Source organism: Pseudomonas sp. SIMBA_041, assembly GCF_046535095.1.
Taxonomy (GTDB): Bacteria; Pseudomonadota; Gammaproteobacteria; order Pseudomonadales; family Pseudomonadaceae; genus Aquipseudomonas; species Aquipseudomonas mucoides.
The window spans coordinates 17,143-35,557 of record NZ_JAWRXJ010000007.1 but is presented as its reverse complement, the minus strand read 5'-3'; the positions used below and the strand labels follow the sequence as shown (position 1 = coordinate 35,557).

Annotated in this window: 15 protein-coding genes; 3 read left to right on the top strand and 12 right to left on the bottom strand. The window is 59.9% G+C overall.

The genetic code is table 11. The features are described from left to right. Positions 1-11 precede the first annotated feature (11 nt). Complete coding sequence (nadA, locus tag SB725_RS18070) at positions 12-1,070, top strand: quinolinate synthase NadA (RefSeq protein ID WP_077748706.1); 1,059 nt, start codon at positions 12-14, stop codon at positions 1,068-1,070. A 70-nt stretch (positions 1,071-1,140) separates the two neighbouring features. Here the strand turns inward: nadA and SB725_RS18065 are convergent, their stop codons facing one another. From SB725_RS18065 to arcD (SB725_RS18010), 12 genes are all read right to left on the bottom strand, one after another. Next, the gene (locus tag SB725_RS18065; RefSeq protein WP_027922947.1) at positions 1,141-1,629 is read right to left on the bottom strand and encodes an RDD family protein; all 489 of its coding nucleotides are present in this window, start codon (positions 1,627-1,629) and stop codon (positions 1,141-1,143) included. A 95-nt stretch (positions 1,630-1,724) separates the two neighbouring features. Further along, entirely contained in the window at positions 1,725-1,937 is a 213-nt protein-coding gene (locus tag SB725_RS18060) for a cold-shock protein (protein WP_003175786.1), read from the bottom strand. A 404-nt stretch (positions 1,938-2,341) separates the two neighbouring features. Further along, complete coding sequence (gene gcvT, locus SB725_RS18055) at positions 2,342-3,466, bottom strand: glycine cleavage system aminomethyltransferase GcvT (protein ID WP_027922948.1); 1,125 nt, start codon at positions 3,464-3,466, stop codon at positions 2,342-2,344. 37 nt (positions 3,467-3,503) lie between these two features. Then, positions 3,504-4,880 (bottom strand): L-serine ammonia-lyase, encoded by a 1,377-nt coding sequence (locus tag SB725_RS18050; protein ID WP_027922949.1) that lies wholly within the window; start codon positions 4,878-4,880, stop codon positions 3,504-3,506. Positions 4,881-5,008: 128 nt separating this feature from the next. Beyond that, a complete protein-coding gene (gene gcvP, locus SB725_RS18045; RefSeq protein WP_194940545.1) occupies positions 5,009-7,858 on the bottom strand; it encodes an aminomethyl-transferring glycine dehydrogenase in 2,850 nt (949 codons plus the stop codon). A gap of 11 nt (positions 7,859-7,869) precedes the next feature. Continuing rightward, the gene (gene gcvH, locus SB725_RS18040; RefSeq protein WP_027922951.1) at positions 7,870-8,253 is read right to left on the bottom strand and encodes a glycine cleavage system protein GcvH; all 384 of its coding nucleotides are present in this window, start codon (positions 8,251-8,253) and stop codon (positions 7,870-7,872) included. A 363-nt stretch (positions 8,254-8,616) separates the two neighbouring features. After that, entirely contained in the window at positions 8,617-10,125 is a 1,509-nt protein-coding gene (locus SB725_RS18035) for a sigma-54-dependent transcriptional regulator (protein ID WP_027922952.1), read from the bottom strand. A gap of 203 nt (positions 10,126-10,328) precedes the next feature. Beyond that, entirely contained in the window at positions 10,329-10,691 is a 363-nt protein-coding gene (locus SB725_RS18030; RefSeq protein ID WP_027922953.1) for a DUF5064 family protein, read from the bottom strand. Between the two features lie 12 nt (positions 10,692-10,703). Continuing rightward, the gene (arcC, locus tag SB725_RS18025; RefSeq protein WP_027922954.1) at positions 10,704-11,633 is read right to left on the bottom strand and encodes a carbamate kinase; all 930 of its coding nucleotides are present in this window, start codon (positions 11,631-11,633) and stop codon (positions 10,704-10,706) included. A gap of 206 nt (positions 11,634-11,839) precedes the next feature. Continuing rightward, positions 11,840-12,850 (bottom strand): ornithine carbamoyltransferase, encoded by a 1,011-nt coding sequence (locus tag SB725_RS18020; protein ID WP_027922955.1) that lies wholly within the window; start codon positions 12,848-12,850, stop codon positions 11,840-11,842. A gap of 81 nt (positions 12,851-12,931) precedes the next feature. Next, positions 12,932-14,188, bottom strand: a complete 1,257-nt coding sequence (gene arcA, locus SB725_RS18015; protein WP_027922956.1) for an arginine deiminase — start codon at positions 14,186-14,188, stop codon at positions 12,932-12,934. Between the two features lie 35 nt (positions 14,189-14,223). Then, positions 14,224-15,651, bottom strand: a complete 1,428-nt coding sequence (arcD, locus tag SB725_RS18010; RefSeq protein WP_027922957.1) for an arginine-ornithine antiporter — start codon at positions 15,649-15,651, stop codon at positions 14,224-14,226. A gap of 462 nt (positions 15,652-16,113) precedes the next feature. Here arcD (SB725_RS18010) and arcD (SB725_RS18005) point away from each other — a divergent pair, with 462 nt between their 5' ends. Together arcD (SB725_RS18005) and SB725_RS18000 are read left to right on the top strand one after the other, a co-directional pair. Beyond that, complete coding sequence (arcD, locus tag SB725_RS18005; RefSeq protein WP_059182267.1) at positions 16,114-17,541, top strand: arginine-ornithine antiporter; 1,428 nt, start codon at positions 16,114-16,116, stop codon at positions 17,539-17,541. Further along, a complete protein-coding gene (locus tag SB725_RS18000) occupies positions 17,538-18,401 on the top strand; it encodes a DNA-3-methyladenine glycosylase family protein (RefSeq protein ID WP_410922441.1) in 864 nt (287 codons plus the stop codon). The genes arcD (SB725_RS18005) and SB725_RS18000 overlap by 4 nt, the downstream gene beginning before the upstream one ends. Positions 18,402-18,415: the final 14 nt, after the last annotated feature.

Below are 18,415 nucleotides of genomic sequence, written 5' to 3'. Positions count from 1 at the left end.
GTCTTGCGAACATGACGCAGATTTCCGAACGCCTTCTGGTTCAAGCTCACCTCGACGCCAAGCAGCCCAAGCCGCTGACCGTCGAGGAGGAAGCTTTTTACCGTGCCGCCATCGCTGCCGAGCTCAAGGCTCAGGACGCGGTGCTGGTTGCTCACTTCTATTGCGATCCGGTGATTCAGGCCCTGGCCGAAGAAACCGGTGGTTGCGTCTCCGACTCACTGGAGATGGCCCGCTTCGGCAGTGCTCACCCGGCCAAGACCGTGCTGGTCGCCGGAGTGAAGTTCATGGGCGAAACCGCCAAAATTCTCAACCCTGAAAAACGCATTCTGATGCCGACCCTGGAAGCGACCTGCTCGCTGGACCTGGGTTGCCCGGTGGACGAGTTTTCGGCGTTCTGTGATCAGCACCCGGAACGCACGGTGGTGGTGTATGCCAACACCTCGGCGGCGGTCAAGGCGCGGGCGGACTGGGTGGTGACATCCAGCTGTGCGCTGGAAATCGTCGAAAGCCTGATGGATAACGGCGAGACCATTATCTGGGGCCCGGACAAGCACCTGGGCACCTACATTCAGCGCCAGACCGGTGCGGACATGCTGCTCTGGGACGGTGCCTGCATCGTTCACGAAGAGTTCAAGTCCAAGCAGCTTGAAGACATGAAAGCGCTGTACCCGGATGCCGCGATTCTGGTGCACCCGGAGTCGCCGACCTCGGTGATCGAGCTGGCGGATGCCGTCGGTTCCACCAGTCAGTTGATTGCGGCGGCACAGAGTCTGCCGAACAAGACCCTGATCGTCGCCACCGATCGCGGCATCTTTTACAAGATGCAGCAGCTGTGCCCTGACAAGGTCTTCATCGAGGCGCCAACGGCCGGTAACGGCGCAGCCTGCCGCAGTTGCGCGCACTGCCCGTGGATGGCGATGAACACCCTTGAGCGCACGCTGAAGTGCTTGAAGGAAGGGACTAACGAGATCTTTGTGGATCCGGCGTTGATTCCGCAGGCGATTCGGCCGTTGAAGCGCATGCTGGACTTTACTCAGGCTGCGCGGATGAAGCTCGCCGGTAACGCCTGAACTCTTTGAGCCAGTCCTAAAAAACCTGTGGGAGCAAGCTTGCTCCCACAGTGGTTTCTGTATAGCTGAATTACTTGGTTTTCTTCGGGATGCGCACAAGCTGAGTGTTGGAGTACATGTCATGCCAGCTGCGTTTCTGCTTATCAAATAATGGCCAGATAAACCCCAGGCCCACGCACAGCCAAGAAGCAATCGACACCACAAAGCGCAACAACGCCTGCCACAGGCTGATGGACGAGCCATCGGCATTCTGCACACGGATGCACCACACCTGCATGCCGAGGGTCTGGCCCGACCAGGTCCAGAACTTGGCGAAGAAACCGAACAGCACAAACAGCAGCACCGTCGAGAGTAATGGATCCCCGTCCAGCGCGCCGGCTTCAGTCAGGGTGCGCATTTTCTCTTCGCCGAGGATCGCCATCTGGATCATCTTGTAGACGCCGCTGGTGACGATCAGCAGGGCGGTACACAACAGGAAGTCATAGAACATCGCTGCCAGGCGACGACCCAGGGTGGCGGCGGGAAAGTCGCCCTGGGGATTGAGCAGGTGTTTCGACATGGCAGCCTCTGGGCGGAAAAAAAAGCCATTTTACGGATTTACGCGCACAAAAAAGCCCCTGATGTCAGCATCAGGGGCTTTTTCGTAACAGAAGATTAGGCTTCTGCTTGTACTTCGTCAGCCTGCATGCCTTTCTGGCCTTGCACAGCAACGAAAGTCACTTTCTGGCCTTCTTTCAGGCTCTTGAAGCCGTTGCCCTGGATGGCGCGGAAATGCACGAACAGATCCGGACCGCTTTCAGGAGTGATAAAACCAAAACCTTTCTCGTCGTTAAACCACTTGACGGTACCGCTCTGACGTTGGGACATTTCTTATTTCCTTTGACGCAAAAATTAATGACAGTCTCCTTCTCATGAAAGAGTACTGGGGCTGGTTGCAGGAGAGTAAGAAGACGTCGAACGGGATGTAGCTAACTTGTAGGCTACTGCCCAGGTCACGATTCCAAGCGACCCATGCAAACACAGTGAATAAACTCTACGCCAACTACGGGAGAAAAAACAAGCCCCGTCAGAGGCCCGGTTTTACTCAGGTTGAGGGTACTAGTCGATCCACTAGTGCCGTCTTATTCTTTGCCGCTGTTCAATTGTTTTCGATCGTTATAAGCAACGTTCATAAACGAAGGCTGGCTATAAAGATATGCACTATTTTATGGCGGTTGCGTTACACATTAGTGCACTGTCAACGCAACCGCGTTACTTATAGAAACAATCAATCAGCCGCGATAGTAGCGTTGTGCAACAAATGGCATTTTGCTTACAAGCAAAGGCACCTTTTTCCCACGGACGATCGCCCATACGGGTGTGTCGATAGCGATATAAGCGCTGTCGAGGTAACCCATGGCCAAAGGAGCACCCAAGGTCGGACCGAAGCCGCCGCTGCAAACGGCGCCGATGATCTCGCCGGCCTCGTTGACGATTTCTGCGCCTTCACGCACGGGTGTGCGTTCCTGAGGCAGCAGGCCGACGCGCTTGCGGCTGACGCCACCTTGCTGTTGTGCGAACACGGTTTCAGCGCCAGGGAAGCCGCCGGCCCGCGCGCCATCGGCACGACGAGGCTTTGAGATGGCCCACAGCAGGCTCGCTTCGATCGGGGTGGTCTCGGTGTTCATGTCGTGGCCGTAGAGGCACAGACCGGCTTCCAGGCGCAGCGAGTCGCGAGCGCCAAGGCCGATGGCCGCCACTTCAGGTTCAGCCAACAGGGCGCGAGCCAGGGCTTCGGCGTTGGCGGCCGGTACCGAGATTTCGAAACCGTCCTCACCGGTGTAGCCCGAACGGCTGACAAAGCAGTCCACGCCCAGCAGTTTCACGCGGGTGAACTGCATGAAGGTCATCTTCGCCACTTCCGGCGCCAGGCGTGCGAGCACGGTGACGGCGGCCGGGCCTTGCAGCGCCAGCAGGGCGCGTTCTTCGAACAGCGGCTCGATGTTGCACTGCTCGCCGATGTGCTTGCGCAGGTGCGCCAGGTCTTGATCCTTGCAGGCTGCGTTGACCACCAGGAACAGTTCGTCGTTACCGAGGTTGGCGACCATCAGGTCGTCGAGGATGCCACCGGTTTCGTTGGTGAACATGGCGTAGCGCTGCATGCCCACCGGCAGGTCGATAATGTCCACCGGCACCAGGGTTTCCAGGGCCTTGGCGGCATTGGCGCCGGTCAGGCGGATCTGGCCCATGTGCGACACATCAAACAGCCCGGCCTGATCACGGGTGTGCTGGTGTTCTTTCATCACGCCGAGCGGGTATTGCACCGGCATGTCATAGCCGGCGAACGGCACCATGCGTGCGCCGAGTTCGATGTGCAGTGCGTGCAGCGGGGTTTTCAGCAATTGTTCGGTGGACATATTCAGCTCCTGAAAAAGTGTGCAGTGCGCGTGAGCATCAGCACTCGATAATGTTGACCGCCAAACCGCCGCGGGCGGTTTCCTTGTATTTGCTTTTCATGTCGGCGCCGGTCTGGCGCATGGTGCGGATGACCTTGTCGAGGGAGACGAAGTGCTGACCGTCGCCGCGCAGGGCCATGCGTACCGCGTTGATCGCCTTGACCGAACCCATGGCGTTGCGCTCGATGCAAGGCACTTGCACCAGCCCGCCAATCGGGTCGCAGGTCAGGCCGAGGTTATGTTCCATGCCGATTTCGGCGGCGTTTTCCACTTGCTGCACGGTCCCGCCAAGGACCTCGCACAAGGCGCCGGCCGCCATCGAACAGGCTACGCCGACCTCGCCCTGGCAGCCGACTTCGGCGCCGGAGATCGAGGCGTTTTCTTTATAGAGAATGCCGATAGCCGCCGCCGTCAGCAGGAAGCGTACGACGCCGTCTTCATTGGCACCGGGAATGAAGCGCATGTAGTAATGCAAAACCGCCGGAACGATCCCGGCCGCACCGTTGGTGGGCGCGGTGACGACGCGTCCGCCATTGGCGTTTTCTTCGTTGACCGCCAGGGCGTACAGGTTGACCCAGTCCAGCACTGACAGCGGATCGCGCAGTGACGATTCCGGGTTTTTGCACAATTGCCGGTGCAGTGCCGCCGCGCGACGCTTGACCTTCAGCCCGCCGGGCAGAATGCCTTCGTTGCGGCAACCGGCGTCGACGCAGTCCTGCATGACTTGCCAGATCTTCAGCAGGCCGGCGCGGGTTTCCGCTTCCGGGCGCCAGGCGCTTTCGTTGGTCAGCATCACCTGGCTGATGGACAGGCCGTAGGTGGTGCAATGACTGAGCAAGTCCTTGGCACTTTTGAACGGGAAGGTCAGCGGCGTGGCGTCTTCGACGATGCGGTCGGCGCCGGCGGCATCTTCATCGACCACAAAACCACCCCCGACCGAGTAGTACTCGCGGCTGCGGATCTGCAGACCGGCGGCGTCGAAGGCGCGAAAGATCATGCCGTTGGGGTGATAGGGCAAGGGTTTGCGAATCATTGCCAGGTGTTCTTTCTCGTTGAACGCAATGCTGTGTTCACCGAGCAGGTTCAAGCGACCGTTGCCGCGGATTTCTTGCAGACGGGCGGCCACGGTTTCGGTATTCACGGTGTCCGGGTGTTCACCTTCGAGGCCGAGCAACACAGCCTTGTCGCTGCCGTGGCCCTTGCCGGTGGCGCCGAGCGAGCCGTACAGCTCGACTTTGACGCAGGTGGTGGCGGCCAACAGCCCTTCGCGGCGCAACCCTTCGGCGAAACGCGCAGCTGCGCGCATCGGGCCGACGGTGTGGGAACTGGAGGGGCCGATGCCAATCTTGAACAGGTCGAACACGCTTAACGACATGGTTGTTCTCCGGTTTCTTGTTATAGGCGCATGCAAGCGCGAGCACTCAGCGGCAAGCAACAAGCTGCAAGTTAAAGCCGATCGGCTCTTCCTTGCAGCCCGAGGCTGGCCGCTAGACGCTGATTTTCTTAAGCGTAGCTTTCGATCGACGGGCAGGCGCACACCAGGTTGCGATCGCCAAACACATTGTCGACGCGACCGACCGGTGGCCAGTATTTGCCTTCGATCAGGGAGGCCACCGGGTACACCGCTTGTTCACGGCTGTACGGATGCGTCCACTCGCCAACGATCTCTGCCGCGGTGTGCGGAGCGTTCTTCAGCGGGTTGTCTTCCTTGTCCAACGTGCCGTTTTCCACCGCGCGGATTTCTTCGCGGATGCGGATCATGGCGTCGCAGAAACGGTCCAGTTCTTCCTTGGATTCGCTTTCGGTCGGCTCGATCATCAGCGTGCCGGCGACCGGGAACGACATGGTCGGGGCGTGGAAGCCGAAGTCGATCAGGCGCTTGGCGACGTCATCAACGCTGATACCGCTGCTGTCTTTCAGCGGACGCAGGTCGAGGATGCATTCGTGCGCCACCAGGCCGTTGCTGCCGGTGTACAGAACCGGGTAATGCTCTTCGAGGCGACGGGAGATGTAGTTGGCATTGAGGATTGCCAGCTGCGAAGCGCGTTTCAGGCCGGCGCCGCCCATCATCCGAATGTACATCCAGGTGATCGGCAGAATGCTCGCGCTGCCGAACGGTGCTGCGCAGACCGCGCCTTCCTTGCGTGCCATCTGGGCGTGGCCCGGCAGGAACGGAGTCAGGTGCGATTTCACGCCGATCGGGCCGACGCCCGGGCCGCCGCCGCCGTGTGGAATGCAGAAGGTTTTGTGCAGGTTCAGGTGCGACACGTCGCCGCCGAACTTGCCCGGTGCGCAGAGGCCGACCATCGCGTTCATGTTGGCGCCGTCGATGTACACCTGGCCGCCGTTGTCATGAATGATGCCGCAGATTTCGCGGATGCCTTCTTCGAACACGCCGTGGGTCGACGGGTAAGTGATCATCAGCGCCGCAAGGTGTTCGCGGTGCTCGATGGCTTTGGCGCGCAGGTCTTCGATGTCGACGTTGCCGCGTGCATCGCAAGCGGTCACGACCACACGCATGCCAGCCATGTTGGCGGTGGCCGGGTTGGTGCCGTGGGCGGACGACGGGATCAGGCAGATGTCGCGACGATCTTCGCCACGGCTCTGGTGATAGGCGCGGATGGCCAGCAGACCGGCGTATTCACCTTGCGAACCGGCGTTCGGTTGCAGCGAGATCGAGTCGTAACCGGTCGCGGCGCACAGCATCGCTTCCAGTTCGTCGGTCAGTTGCTGGTAGCCGGCGCTTTGCTCGGCCGGGGCGAACGGGTGCAGGGCACCGAATTCAGCCCAGGTCACCGGGATCATTTCGCTGGCAGCGTTGAGTTTCATGGTGCAAGAACCCAGCGGGATCATGGTGCGGTCCAGCGCCAGGTCCTTGTCGGCGAGCTTGCGCAGGTAGCGCATCAGCTCGGTTTCCGAGTGATAACGGTTAAACACCGGGTGGCTGAGGATCGGCGATTGACGCACCAGCGCAGCTGGAAGGGTGCTTTGTACCGAGGCGGCCAGCGCAGCGAAGTCCGGCAGGGTCTTGCCGTCGGCGAACAGAGCCCACAGGGTTTCGATGTCAGCCTGGGTGGTGGTTTCGTCCACCGACAGGCCCAGACGCTGAGCGTCGATGACGCGCAGGTTGATCTGCCGGGCGTGAGCCTTGTCGTGCAGCGCGGCGGTTTGCGCGCCGGTGGCCAGGGTCAGGGTGTCGAAGAAGCTGGCTTGTTCGACGGTCAGGCCCAGTGCGTTCAAGCCTTTGGCCAGAATGGCGGTCAGGTGATGCACGCGGTTGGCGATCTGGGTCAGGCCTTTCGGACCGTGGTACACGGCGTACATGCTGGCGATGTTGGCTAGCAGCACTTGAGCGGTGCAGATGTTGCTCGTGGCTTTCTCGCGACGGATGTGTTGCTCGCGGGTTTGCATGGCCAGGCGCAGGGCCGGCTTGCCAAAACGGTCCACGGAGACACCGACCAGACGGCCCGGCATGTCGCGCTTGAACGCGTCTTTAGTGGAGAAGTACGCCGCGTGCGGGCCGCCGAAGCCCAGCGGAACACCGAAACGCTGGGCGCTACCGATGGCCACGTCGGCACCGAATTCGCCTGGCGGGGTCAGCACGGTCAGGGCCAGCAGGTCAGCGGCCACAGCCACCAGTGCGTTGGCGGCGTGGAAGCGTTCGGTCAGTTCGCGGTAATCAAACACGTCACCGTTGCTGGCCGGGTATTGCAGAAGAGCGCCGAAGAACGGCGTCACGTCGGTCAGTTCGAGTTCGTCGCCGACCACCACATCAATGCCCAACGGCTCGGCACGGGTGCGCAGTACGTCGAGGGTTTGCGGGTGGCAATGCACGGAAGCGAAGAAGGCGTGGCTGCCCTTGTTCTTGCTCAGGCGTTTGCAGAAGGTCATGGCTTCGGCAGCGGCGGTGGCTTCGTCGAGCAAGGAGGCGTTGGCAATCGGCAGGCCGGTCAGGTCGCTGATCAGGGTCTGGAAGTTCAACAGCGCTTCGAGTCGGCCCTGGGAAATTTCTGGCTGGTACGGGGTGTAGGCGGTGTACCAGGCCGGATTTTCCAGCAGGTTGCGCAGGATCGGCGATGGCGTGTGGGTGCCGTAGTAGCCCTGGCCAATGTAGGTCTTGAACAGTTGGTTCTTGCCGGCGATGGCTTTGATCGAAGCGAGGGCTTCAGCTTCGCTCAAACCGTCTTCCAGGCCCAGCACGCTGGTGCCTTTGATGCTGTCCGGGATAACGCTGGCGCTCAGGGCTTCCAGCGAGTCGAAGCCGAGGCTGTTGAGCATGGCTTGCTCGTCGCCGGCACGCGGGCCGATGTGACGGGCGATGAATTCGTTGGCGGTGGTCAGGTTTACGGTCATGTCGGTGCTCCTCAGGCTTCGGCTTGGGCTTTGATCAGGCGGTCGTAGGCGTCCTGGTCCAGCAGTTGGGCGACGGCAGAGGCGTCGCTTGGCTGGAAGCGGAAGAACCAGCCTTCGCCCAGCGGATCTTCATTGACCAGTTCAGGGCTGCTGTCGAGTGCCGGGTTGACTTCCAGCACTTCGCCGTCGAGCGGCATGTACACGCCGCTGGCGGCTTTTACCGATTCCACGGTGGCGGCTTCAGCGCCTTTGTCGTAGGACTGCAGCTCAGGCAGTTGTACGAAAACCACGTCGCCCAAGGCGTTCTGTGCGAAAGCGGTGATGCCGACAGTAACGGTGCCGTCAGCTTCGGTGCGCAGCCATTCGTGATCTTCAGTAAAACGCAAATCGCTCATGAGAACTCCTAAGGGGGCCAGACTCGTCTGGTGGACGCTATTGAATGCTTGGGCAAAAAAGCCCTGTTATGCCGGACTACAAAGCAAGAACACGGCCAATGTTGGTTTTGTCTTTATTAATCAGTGGTTTGTGGCGTTTTGCGAGGCGACGGAATTCGCCCGCTGTAGCGAAATCGATACGGACAAGGTCAGGGAAGAAAGCCGAGGTGGATCAAAGCCTTGCACAGCCGTGATCAGGGAGGGGTGTAGCGATATCGTTCCGCTGTAGCGCTTTCAGTACAGATGGAGGTCGTTTTTGGAGAGATGTTCTGGGGCCACCCACAGGGTTTTGTGGTGTTTGTGGGTTGTGGTTCAACCTCAGGCTCAGGGCTTGTTGGGTATGCCGTACTTGCGCAACCGATGGGCAATCGCCGTGTGGGACGTCTGCAGGCGGCTGGCCAGTTGGCGAGTCGAGGGGTAGCTGACGTAGAGTTTTTCCAGCAGGGTTTTCTCGAACTCTTCCATCGCCTGCTCCAGGCTGTCGACATCGCTGTCGCTCTGGCGCGCCACCGAGGTGCCGGCGATGTCGAGGTCGCCGATGTCGACCAGCGTGCTTTCGCAAATTGCCGCGGCGCGGAAAATCACGTTTTGCAATTGCCGCACGTTGCCCGGCCAGCGATTGCCCAGCAGTGCCGGGTAGGTGCCCGGCGCCAGGCGACAGACCGGGCGCTGGATCTGCGCGCAGGCTTGCTGCATGAAGTAGCGGGCGAGCAGCAGAATGTCCTGGCCGCGTTCGCGCAGCGGCGGGACTTCAACGTTGAGTACGTTGAGGCGGTAAAACAGGTCTTCGCGGAAGGTGCCTTCGCTGACCATTTTTTCCAGATCGCGGTGGGTGGCGCTGAGGATCCGCACATTGACCTTCACCTCACGATCACCGCCGACCCGACGGAAACTGCCGTCATTGAGAAACCGCAGTAGTTTCGCCTGCAAGTACGGCGACATCTCCCCGATTTCATCGAGAAACACCGTGCCCTGGTTGGCCAGTTCCATCAGCCCCGGTTTGCCGCCCCGTTGCGCGCCGGTAAAGGCGCCGGGGGCGTAGCCGAACAGTTCACTTTCGGCGAGGTTCTCCGGCAATGCTGCGCAGTTCAACGCAAGAAAGGGCGAACTGTGCCGCGCGCTGATGGCGTGGCAGGCCCGGGCCACCAGTTCCTTGCCGGTGCCGGTTTCACCCTGAATCAGCAGTGGTGCATCGAGCGCCGCCACCCGTTGCGCGCGCGCCTTGAGGGTGCGGATCACCGGCGACTCGCCGAGCAGCGCATCGAATCCTTCGGCGTGATCATGGTGCAGCGCCGAGAGGCGTTCGCCGATGCGGTTGGGTTGATACAGCGTCAGCAGGGCACCCGCGTCGGTGATCGGCGTGGCGTCCAGCAACAAGGTCTGGCCGTTGACCGTGATTTCCCGCAGCGGCAAACGAAAGCCCTGTTCCAGCAGCGCGTCGAGCAGCGCCGGGTCGGCGAACAAGTCGGCGATGCTTTCACCCGCCGGTTCACGCCCGTACAGCGCGATCAATGCCGGGTTGGCCAGCAACACTTTGCCGGCACTGTCGAGAGCCAGTACCGGGTCGGTCATGGCCGCGAGCAATGCGTCGAGTTGCAGGTGTCGACGCTGGCCGGGAAGGATGTCGACCACCGTCACCGCTTGCACGCCACGCACGCTGAACAGCGCATCGCGCAGCTCTTCGAGGACTTCCGGGCTCAGGGTCGGGGCATCGATGTAAACGTTGGGCGGGACCATTTCCACCGCATCCAGATTGAGATTGCGCCCACCGAGCAGGGCCAGGACTTCCTGGGTGATACCGACGCGGTCGATGAAACTGACGTGGATACGCATGGGGCGGTATTTGGTTCTGGAGTGCGGAGGGGCGCAAGTATGCCTTGGGGCGGGCGAATGGTGAAATCCTGCGCGGGATTTCAGGCCCACACCGAACCTTTGTAGGAGTGTGCCTGCTCGCGATAGCGGTGTATCAGTCGACATCCATGGTGAATATCAGTCCGCTATCGCGAGCAGGCTCACTCCTACAGGGGGAGTGTGGGTTACTCGAAGTTCTCGAGGTTCACCGGGTCGCCGGACTTCATGTCCAGTTGCACCCGGATGTCTTCAAACATCAGATCGTAATGCTTGTGAACCGAACCAATCTGGCTGTGTGTCTTTGGAATGCCGTACTTCTCGGCGATAACCGTCACGTTGTTGGCAAAGTTGTAGGCTTCCTCCTTGCGCAGGAAGAAGGGCTCGTCCACTTTCTTGCCCTGAATGTCGCCATGCATCCTGAACTGGATGCCTTTTTCCCCTTTGGGGTTCTTGCTGACTTCATAGTCGAGGAAAATGTTGTAGCTGACATCATCCGGGGTCAGCGCGTGACGCTCGATGTGCAAGTGACCTGGTTCAAACTTTGCCATAGACGTCTCTCCTTACAAGTAAGTAATGCCAGGTTTCGCCGTGCTGATACGCGTACCTGCCTTGCCCTGGACGATCGCTTCAATGTCCGAGAGTGAACCGATTACCGCGGTTTTTCCAGTGTGACGGGCGAACTCGCAAGCCGCTTGAACCTTGGGTCCCATGGAGCCTGCGGCGAAGCCGAGTTTTTCCATTTCATCCGGGTGAGCCTGGCCGATGGCTTTCTGGGTCGGCTTGCCATAGTCGATAAACGCGGCGTTGACGTCGGTGGCGATCACCAGCAGATCGGCCTCGAGTTGTTCGGCCAGCAGCGCCGAGCACAGGTCTTTATCGATCACCGCTTCGACGCCTTCCAGTTTGCCGGGCGCGGTATACATGGTCGGGATGCCGCCACCGCCGGCGCAGATCACGATGCTGCCTTTTTCCAGCAGCCATTTGATCGGGCGGATTTCGAAAATGCGTTTCGGTTTCGGGCTGGCCACCACGCGACGGTACTTGTCGCCGTCCGGGGCAATCGCCCAGCCTTTCTCGGCGGCGAGTTTCTCCGCTTCAGCCTTGGTATAGACCGGGCCGATGGGTTTGCTGGGCTTCTGGAACGCCGGGTCGTTGGCGTCGACTTCGACCTGGGTGAGCAGGGTGGCGAAAGGCACTTCGAAATCCAGCAGGTTGCCCAGTTCCTGTTCAATGATGTAGCCGATCATGCCTTCGGTTTCGGCACCGAGCACGTCCAGCGGGTAAGGGGACACCGAGGTGTAGGCCGCGGCTTGCAGCGACAACAGGCCGACCTGCGGGCCATTACCGTGAGCGATCACCAGTTGGTTGCCGGCATGGACCTTGGCGATTTGTTCAGTGGCGATCCGGATGTTGGCGCGCTGGTTGTCCGCGGTCATGGGTTCACCACGGCGGAGCAGGGCGTTACCGCCCAGAGCTACGACGATACGCATAATGCAGTCCTTCCAGAAAACAGTGAGGTCTCGTAAGACGAATGCGGTCATTGTGGAAGCCTGGCTTGCCAGCGATGCAGACGCCTCGGTGAATCAGTCACAACGAGGTGATGCCATCATCGGAACGCCGCCCGGGGCAAGCCCGGCTCCCACAAAAGCCGGCGCCCACATTGACTGAGTCCAGTCAGTGGGAGCCGGGTGCGCCGTTAAAGGTCAGCCAGGGTCGACACCAGAATCGCCTTGATCGTGTGCATGCGGTTTTCCGCTTGCTCGAAGGCAATGCAGGCCGGCGACTCGAACACGTCATCAGTCACTTCGATGCCGTTCTTCAGGTTCGGGTACTGCTCGGCAATCTGTTTGCCGACTTTGGTATCACTGTTGTGGAAGGCCGGCAGGCAGTGCATGAACTTGGTGCGTGGGTTGCCGGTGGCTTTCATCAGTTCGGCGTTGACCTGATACGGCAGCAGTTGCTGGATACGTTCAGCCCAGGCTTCGACCGGTTCACCCATCGAGACCCACACGTCGGTGTGAATGAAGTCCACGCCTTTGACCGCGACTTTCGTGTCTTCGGTCAGGGTGATGCGCGCGCCGCTTTCTTCGGCATATTTGTGGCAACGCTCAACCAGATCGTCCAGCGGCCACAGGGCTTTTGGCGCGCAGATGCGCACGTCCATGCCCAGCTTGGCGCCGATCAGCAGTAGCGAGTTACCCATGTTGTTGCGGGCGTCGCCCAGGTAGACGTAGCTGATGTCGTGGATCGGCTTGTCGGCGTGTTCGCGCATGGTCAGCACGTCGGCGATCATTTGCGTTGGGTGGTATTCATCGGTCAGGCCGTTGAACACGGGCACACCGGCAAACTTGGCCAGTTCTTCAACGATTTCCTGCTTGAAGCCACGGTACTCGATAGCGTCGTACATGCGCCCCAGCACGCGGGCGGTGTCTTTCATGCTTTCTTTATGGCCGATCTGCGAAGAGTTCGGGTCGATGTAGGTGACGTTGGCACCCTGGTCATAAGCGGCGACTTCGAAGGCGCAACGGGTGCGGGTCGAGGTTTTTTCGAAGATCAGCGCGATGTTGTTGCCTTTGAGGTGCTGTTGCTCGGTGCCGGTGTACTTGGCGCGTTTGAGGTCGCGGGACAGGTCGAGCAGATAACGCAATTCGCGAGGGGTGTGGTGTTCCAGGCTCAGCAAATTACGGTTGTGAATGTTAAAAGCCATGATGGATCTCCTTAGATGTCGGTTATCCCCCTGGCCGTGCTTGCCTTCGGGTAGAGGGCAGCAGCGGCCAGGGCTCAAAGATTAATAGTCGATAGGGTCGCGAATGATCGGGCAGGTCATGCAGTGGCCGCCCCCACGTCCACGCCCCAGTTCGCCGGCGCTGATGGTGATGACCTCGATACCCGCCTTGCGCAGCAAGGTGTTGGTGTAGGTGTTACGGTCATAACCGATGACCACGCCCGGCTCCACGGCCACCACGTTGTTACCGTCATCCCACTGTTCGCGTTCGGCGGCGAAGCTGTTGCCGCCGGTTTCGACGACCCGCAACGCTTTCAGGTTGAGTGCCTTGGCCACGGTGTCGAGGAACGTGCCGTCTTCGCGTCGGATGTCGATGCCGCCCGGTTTCTTTTCGTCCGGACGCAGGGTGAAGGCGACGATCTGGTTCACGACTTCGGGGAAAATAGTGACCAGGTCGCGGTCACAGAAGCTGAACACGGTGTCCAGGTGCATCGCGGCGCGGGATTTTGGCAGGCCGGCGACGATGACTTTTTCCACGGCTTTGTGTTTGAACAGGTTCAACGCCAATTGACCGATGGCCTGGCGCGACGAACGCTCGCCCATACCGATCAGCACTACGCCGTTGCCGATCGGCATCACGTCGCCGCCCTCAAGGGTGGAGCTGCCGTGATCCTGGTCCGGGTCGCCGTACCAGATCTCGAATTCGGCGTTGGTGAACTGCGGGTGGAATTTATAGATGGCGGTGGTCAGCAGGGTTTCCTGACGGCGTGCCGGCCAGTACATCGGGTTCAGGGTCACGCCACCGTAGATCCAGCACGTGGTGTCGCGGGTGAACTGAGTGTTGGGCAGTGGCGGCAGAATGAAGCTGGAGTGGCCGAGGAAGTCGCGGAACATCTGGATGGTCTTGCCACCGAAGCTGTCCGGCAGGTCATCGGCGGAGACACCGCCAATCAGGAACTCGGCGATATGACGTGGCTCCAGGCTGAGCAGCCAGGATTTCACTTCATTGATCAGGCCCAAACCCACCGAATCGGCGGTGACCTTGCGCTCCAGAATCCATTCCAGCGCTTCGGGGATGGCGACGATGTCGGTCAACAGGTTGTGCATTTCCACAACGTCGATCCCGCGTTCGCGCATCTTGGTGACGAAGTCGAAGTGGTCACGCTTGGCTTGGGCGACCCACAGCACATCATCAAACAGCAGCTCGTCACAGTTATTCGGGGTGAGCCGCTGGTGGGCCAGGCCGGGGGAGCAAACCATGACTTTGCGCAGTTTGCCGGCTTCGGAATGCACGCCGTACTTAACTTTTTCCGTGGTCATTACAGTGATCCTCCAGATGACAAATTATTCAGGTGTTACAGAGTCAGGAAGCCGGAATACAGTCCATAGGCCGCCACTACGGCACCTATGATCACGGCTGCAAAAATCAGCTTCTCGACGTTGGTGAAAACAGGTTTGCCCAGTTCTCGCTTGGCCTTGGCGAACAGGATCACGCCGGGCGCATAGAGCAGGGCGGACAGCAGCAGGTATTTGGTGCCGCCGGCGTAGACCAGCCAGACGGCGTAGATCACCGCGATGCTGGCGATGAACAGGTCCTTGGAACGATCGGCCTTGTCGATTTCGTAGCTCTCACCGCGTACCGCCAGCAACAGTGCGTAAGCCGCCGACCACAGGTAGGGCACCAGGATCATCGAAGTGGCGAGGTAGATCAGCGACAGGTAAGTACTGGCCGAAAACAGGGTGATGACCAGGAACAGCTGCACCATTGCGTTGGTCAGCCACAGGGCGTTGACCGGCACGTGGTTGGCGTTTTCCTTGCGCAGGAACTCCGGCATGGTGTGGTCCTTGGCGGCGGCGAACATGATCTCCGCACACAGCAGTACCCACGACAGCAAGGCCCCCAGCAGCGAGATGACCAGACCGACGCTGATCAGCACCGCGCCCCAATGACCGACCACATGCTCCAGCACGGCCGCCATCGACGGGTTCTGCAGCTTGGCCAGTTCCGGTTGGGTCATGATCCCCAGGGACAATACGTTCACCAGCACCAGGAACAGCAGCACGGTGATGAAACCGATGACGGTGGCTTTACCGACGTCGGTGCGTTTTTCTGCGCGGGCCGAGAAAATGCTCGCGCCCTCGATGCCGATGAACACCCAGACGGTGACCAGCATCATTTTGCGCACCTGATTCATCACGCTGCCCAGGTCCGGGTTTTTCAAACCCCAGATGTCGGCGGTGAAGATGTCCAGTTTGAAGGCGAAAATCGCGATCAGCACAAACAGCAGCAGCGGCACGATTTTGGCGACCGTGGTCACCAGGTTGATGAACGCCGCTTCCTTGATCCCGCGCAACACGAGGAAATGCACACCCCAGAGCAGGACCGATGCACCGATGATGGCTGCGACCGTATTACCCTCGCCAAAAATGGGGAAGAAGTAGCCGAGGGTGCTGAACAGCAGAACGAAGTAGCCGACGTTGCCCAGCCAGGCACTGATCCAGTACCCCCAGGCGGAAGAGAAACCCATGTAGTCGCCGAAACCGGCCTTGGCGTAGGCGTACACCCCGCCATCCAGATCAGGCTTGCGGTTGGCCAGGGTCTGAAAGACGAAGGCCAGCGTGAGCATGCCGACAGCGGTAATGGCCCAGCCGATCAGGACCGCGCCAACGTCCGCACTGGCGGCCATGTTTTGTGGCAAGGAAAAGATCCCGCCCCCAATCATTGAGCCAACAACCAGTGCAACCAATGCGCCGAGTTTCAGTTTTCCGGGGGATTCAGACATCGCATGACTCCAGTGCAGGAGAAGAGAGACAACAGAGTAGTTCTGTTAGCTGTTCAAACATCTGACTTAGATCAGTGCATTGGCACATTCCATTGTTAAATAAAGACTTTTGGATGTTGCTCCGGCCACACACGGATTGCCGCAGAAGCCTATTCCAGACGGCTCGCTCAGAGCTATCCGAAATAAGAGAGCTTGGCTGGCGATCTTTAAATTAGTTCGTTTTGGCGTTTCCGCAACTATTTGGCAGTCGTTTCCAGTGTGGATTTGATTTATTGGGATTCATCGACAAATTCGCTCTTTGCCATGACGCCTATAGAGTGATCGGTTATAAATAACCGCGCCCGAAATGGCTTTATCTAATAAACGTTATTACGCTGTATCTATTTAGTTAAGCCAACCCCTTGAAGGTTTCAAAACCATGACAGCCCTTGGCCGACTGTGGACAAAAATGGAGATGCTGGAATGTCACAACCCACGCAAAAGCTACGCCTGAGCGCACTGATCGCCCTGGTGGTGGGGTCGATGATTGGCGGCGGGATTTTCTCGTTGCCGCAGAACATGGCAGCGCGGGCCGACGCGGGGGCGGTGCTGATCGGCTGGGCCATTACTGCTGTCGGCATGCTGACCCTGGCGTTCGTCTTCCAGACCCTGGCCAATCGCAAACCCGAACTGGACTCCGGGGTGTACGCCTACGCCAAGGCCGGCTTCGGTGACTACATGGGGTTCTCGTCGGCGTGGGGGTACTGGATCAGTGCCTGGCTGGGCAACGTCGGTTATTTCGTGCTGCTGTTCAGCACCCTCGGTTATTTCTTTCCGGTCTTTGGCCAGGGCAATACGCCGACTGCTATTGGCTGCGCCTCGGTGCTGCTGTGGGCCGTGCATTTTCTGGTGATGCGCGGGATCAAGGAGGCGGCGTTCATCAACCAGGTGACCACCGTGGCCAAGATCGTGCCGCTGATCATGTTCATCGTCATTGCCGCCGTCGCTTTCAAGGCTGACGTCTTTACCCGCGACATCTGGGGCCGAAGCAACCCGAGTTTCGGCGGAGTGATGGACCAGGTGCGCAACATGATGCTGGTGACGGTGTTCGTGTTTATCGGCATTGAAGGTGCCAGTGTGTATTCGGCGCGTGCGGAGAAACGCTCGGACGTGGGCCGGGCGACGGTCATCGGCTTTCTCGGGGTGCTGGCATTGCTGGTGTTGGTGAACGTGTTGTCGCTGGGGATCATGAGCCAGCCGCAACTGGCCAACTTGCAAAACCCGTCACTGGCAGCGGTGCTGGAACATATCGTCGGGCCTTGGGGCGCGTTGCTGATCAGTATCGGCCTGGCGATTTCGCTGTTGGGGGCGTTGCTGTCATGGGCGCTGCTGTGTGCCGAGATCCTGTTCGCCACGGCGAAGGACAAGACCATGCCGGCTTTCCTGAAGAAGGAAAACGCCAACCATGTGCCGGTCAACGCCCTGTGGCTGACCAACGTGATGATCCAGCTCTTCCTGCTGATCACGCTGTTTTCCGCCGGCACTTACACCAGCCTGATCTACCTCGCGTCCTCGATGATTCTGGTGCCGTACCTGTGGTCGGCGGCGTACGCGGTATTGTTGAGCGGACGCGGCGAAACCTACGAACACGCCAGTGCCGAGCGCACCAAAGACCTGATGATCGGTGGGGTCGCGCTGGGGTATGCGGTGTGGTTGCTGTATGCCGGCGGGGTCAAATACCTGCTGCTGTCGGCGCTGCTGTATGCGCCGGGGGTGATTCTGTTTGCCAAGGCCAAGCACGAGCAGGGCGAGCCGTTGTTCACTCATGTAGAGAAGGGCATTTTTACTGGTGTCCTGATTGGTGCCGGGTTGGCCGCATATGGGTTGTACAGCGGTTTACTGTCGTTATGAGGTTGCTGCTGGCGTATCAACCGCCGTATGACTGGGCGGCGATGTTGCAGTTCTTGTCGGCGCGGGCGGTGGCCGGTATGGAAATCGTGACCGATGGGGTGTACTCGCGCAGCATCGGGTTTAACGGTGTTCACGGTACGTTTTCGATCGGGCCGGCGGGCGGTGATGCGCTTGAGCTGACGCTGGATTTTGCGCAGGAGTCGGCGGTGCCCGAGATCGTGGCGCGCGTGCGACGGATGTTTGATCTGGACGCGGATTTGCCGTCGATTCATCGGCAGTTGAAGCGGGACCCGTTGATGGCGCGCTTGATGGCCGAGCGTCCGGGCTTGCGGGTGCCGGGGGCCTGGGATGGGCTGGAGCTGGCGATTCGGGCCGTGCTGGGGCAGCAGATTACCGTGGGCGCGGCGATTCGGTTGGCGGGTAAATTGGTCGCGCAGTATGGTGCGCCCTTTTCCTCGCCGCTGGCGGGTTTGAGCCATGTTTTTCCTGAGCCTGTCGTGTTGGCGCAGGCGGATCTGGCGAGGTTGGGCATGCCGAAAAGCCGAGGGCGGACCTTGTCCGGCGTGGCTCAGGCGCTGCTGGATGATTCGCTGTTGTTTGCGCCGGGGCGGGAGGGCGGTGTGGCGCGGTTGTTGGCGTTACACGGGATTGGTGACTGGACGGCGCAGTACATTGCCTTGCGTCAGTTGCGTGAGGCGGATGCGTTTCCGTCCGGGGATGTGGGGTTGATCAAGGCGTTGGCGGCACTCGAGCAAAGGCCGGTGACGGCGCGCGAACTGCTGTTGCGCGCCGAGGCGTGGCGACCTTGTCGAGGGTATGCGGCGCAGTTGCTTTGGACATCGCTGAGCCGAATGGATTGAGCTGATCCGGGATT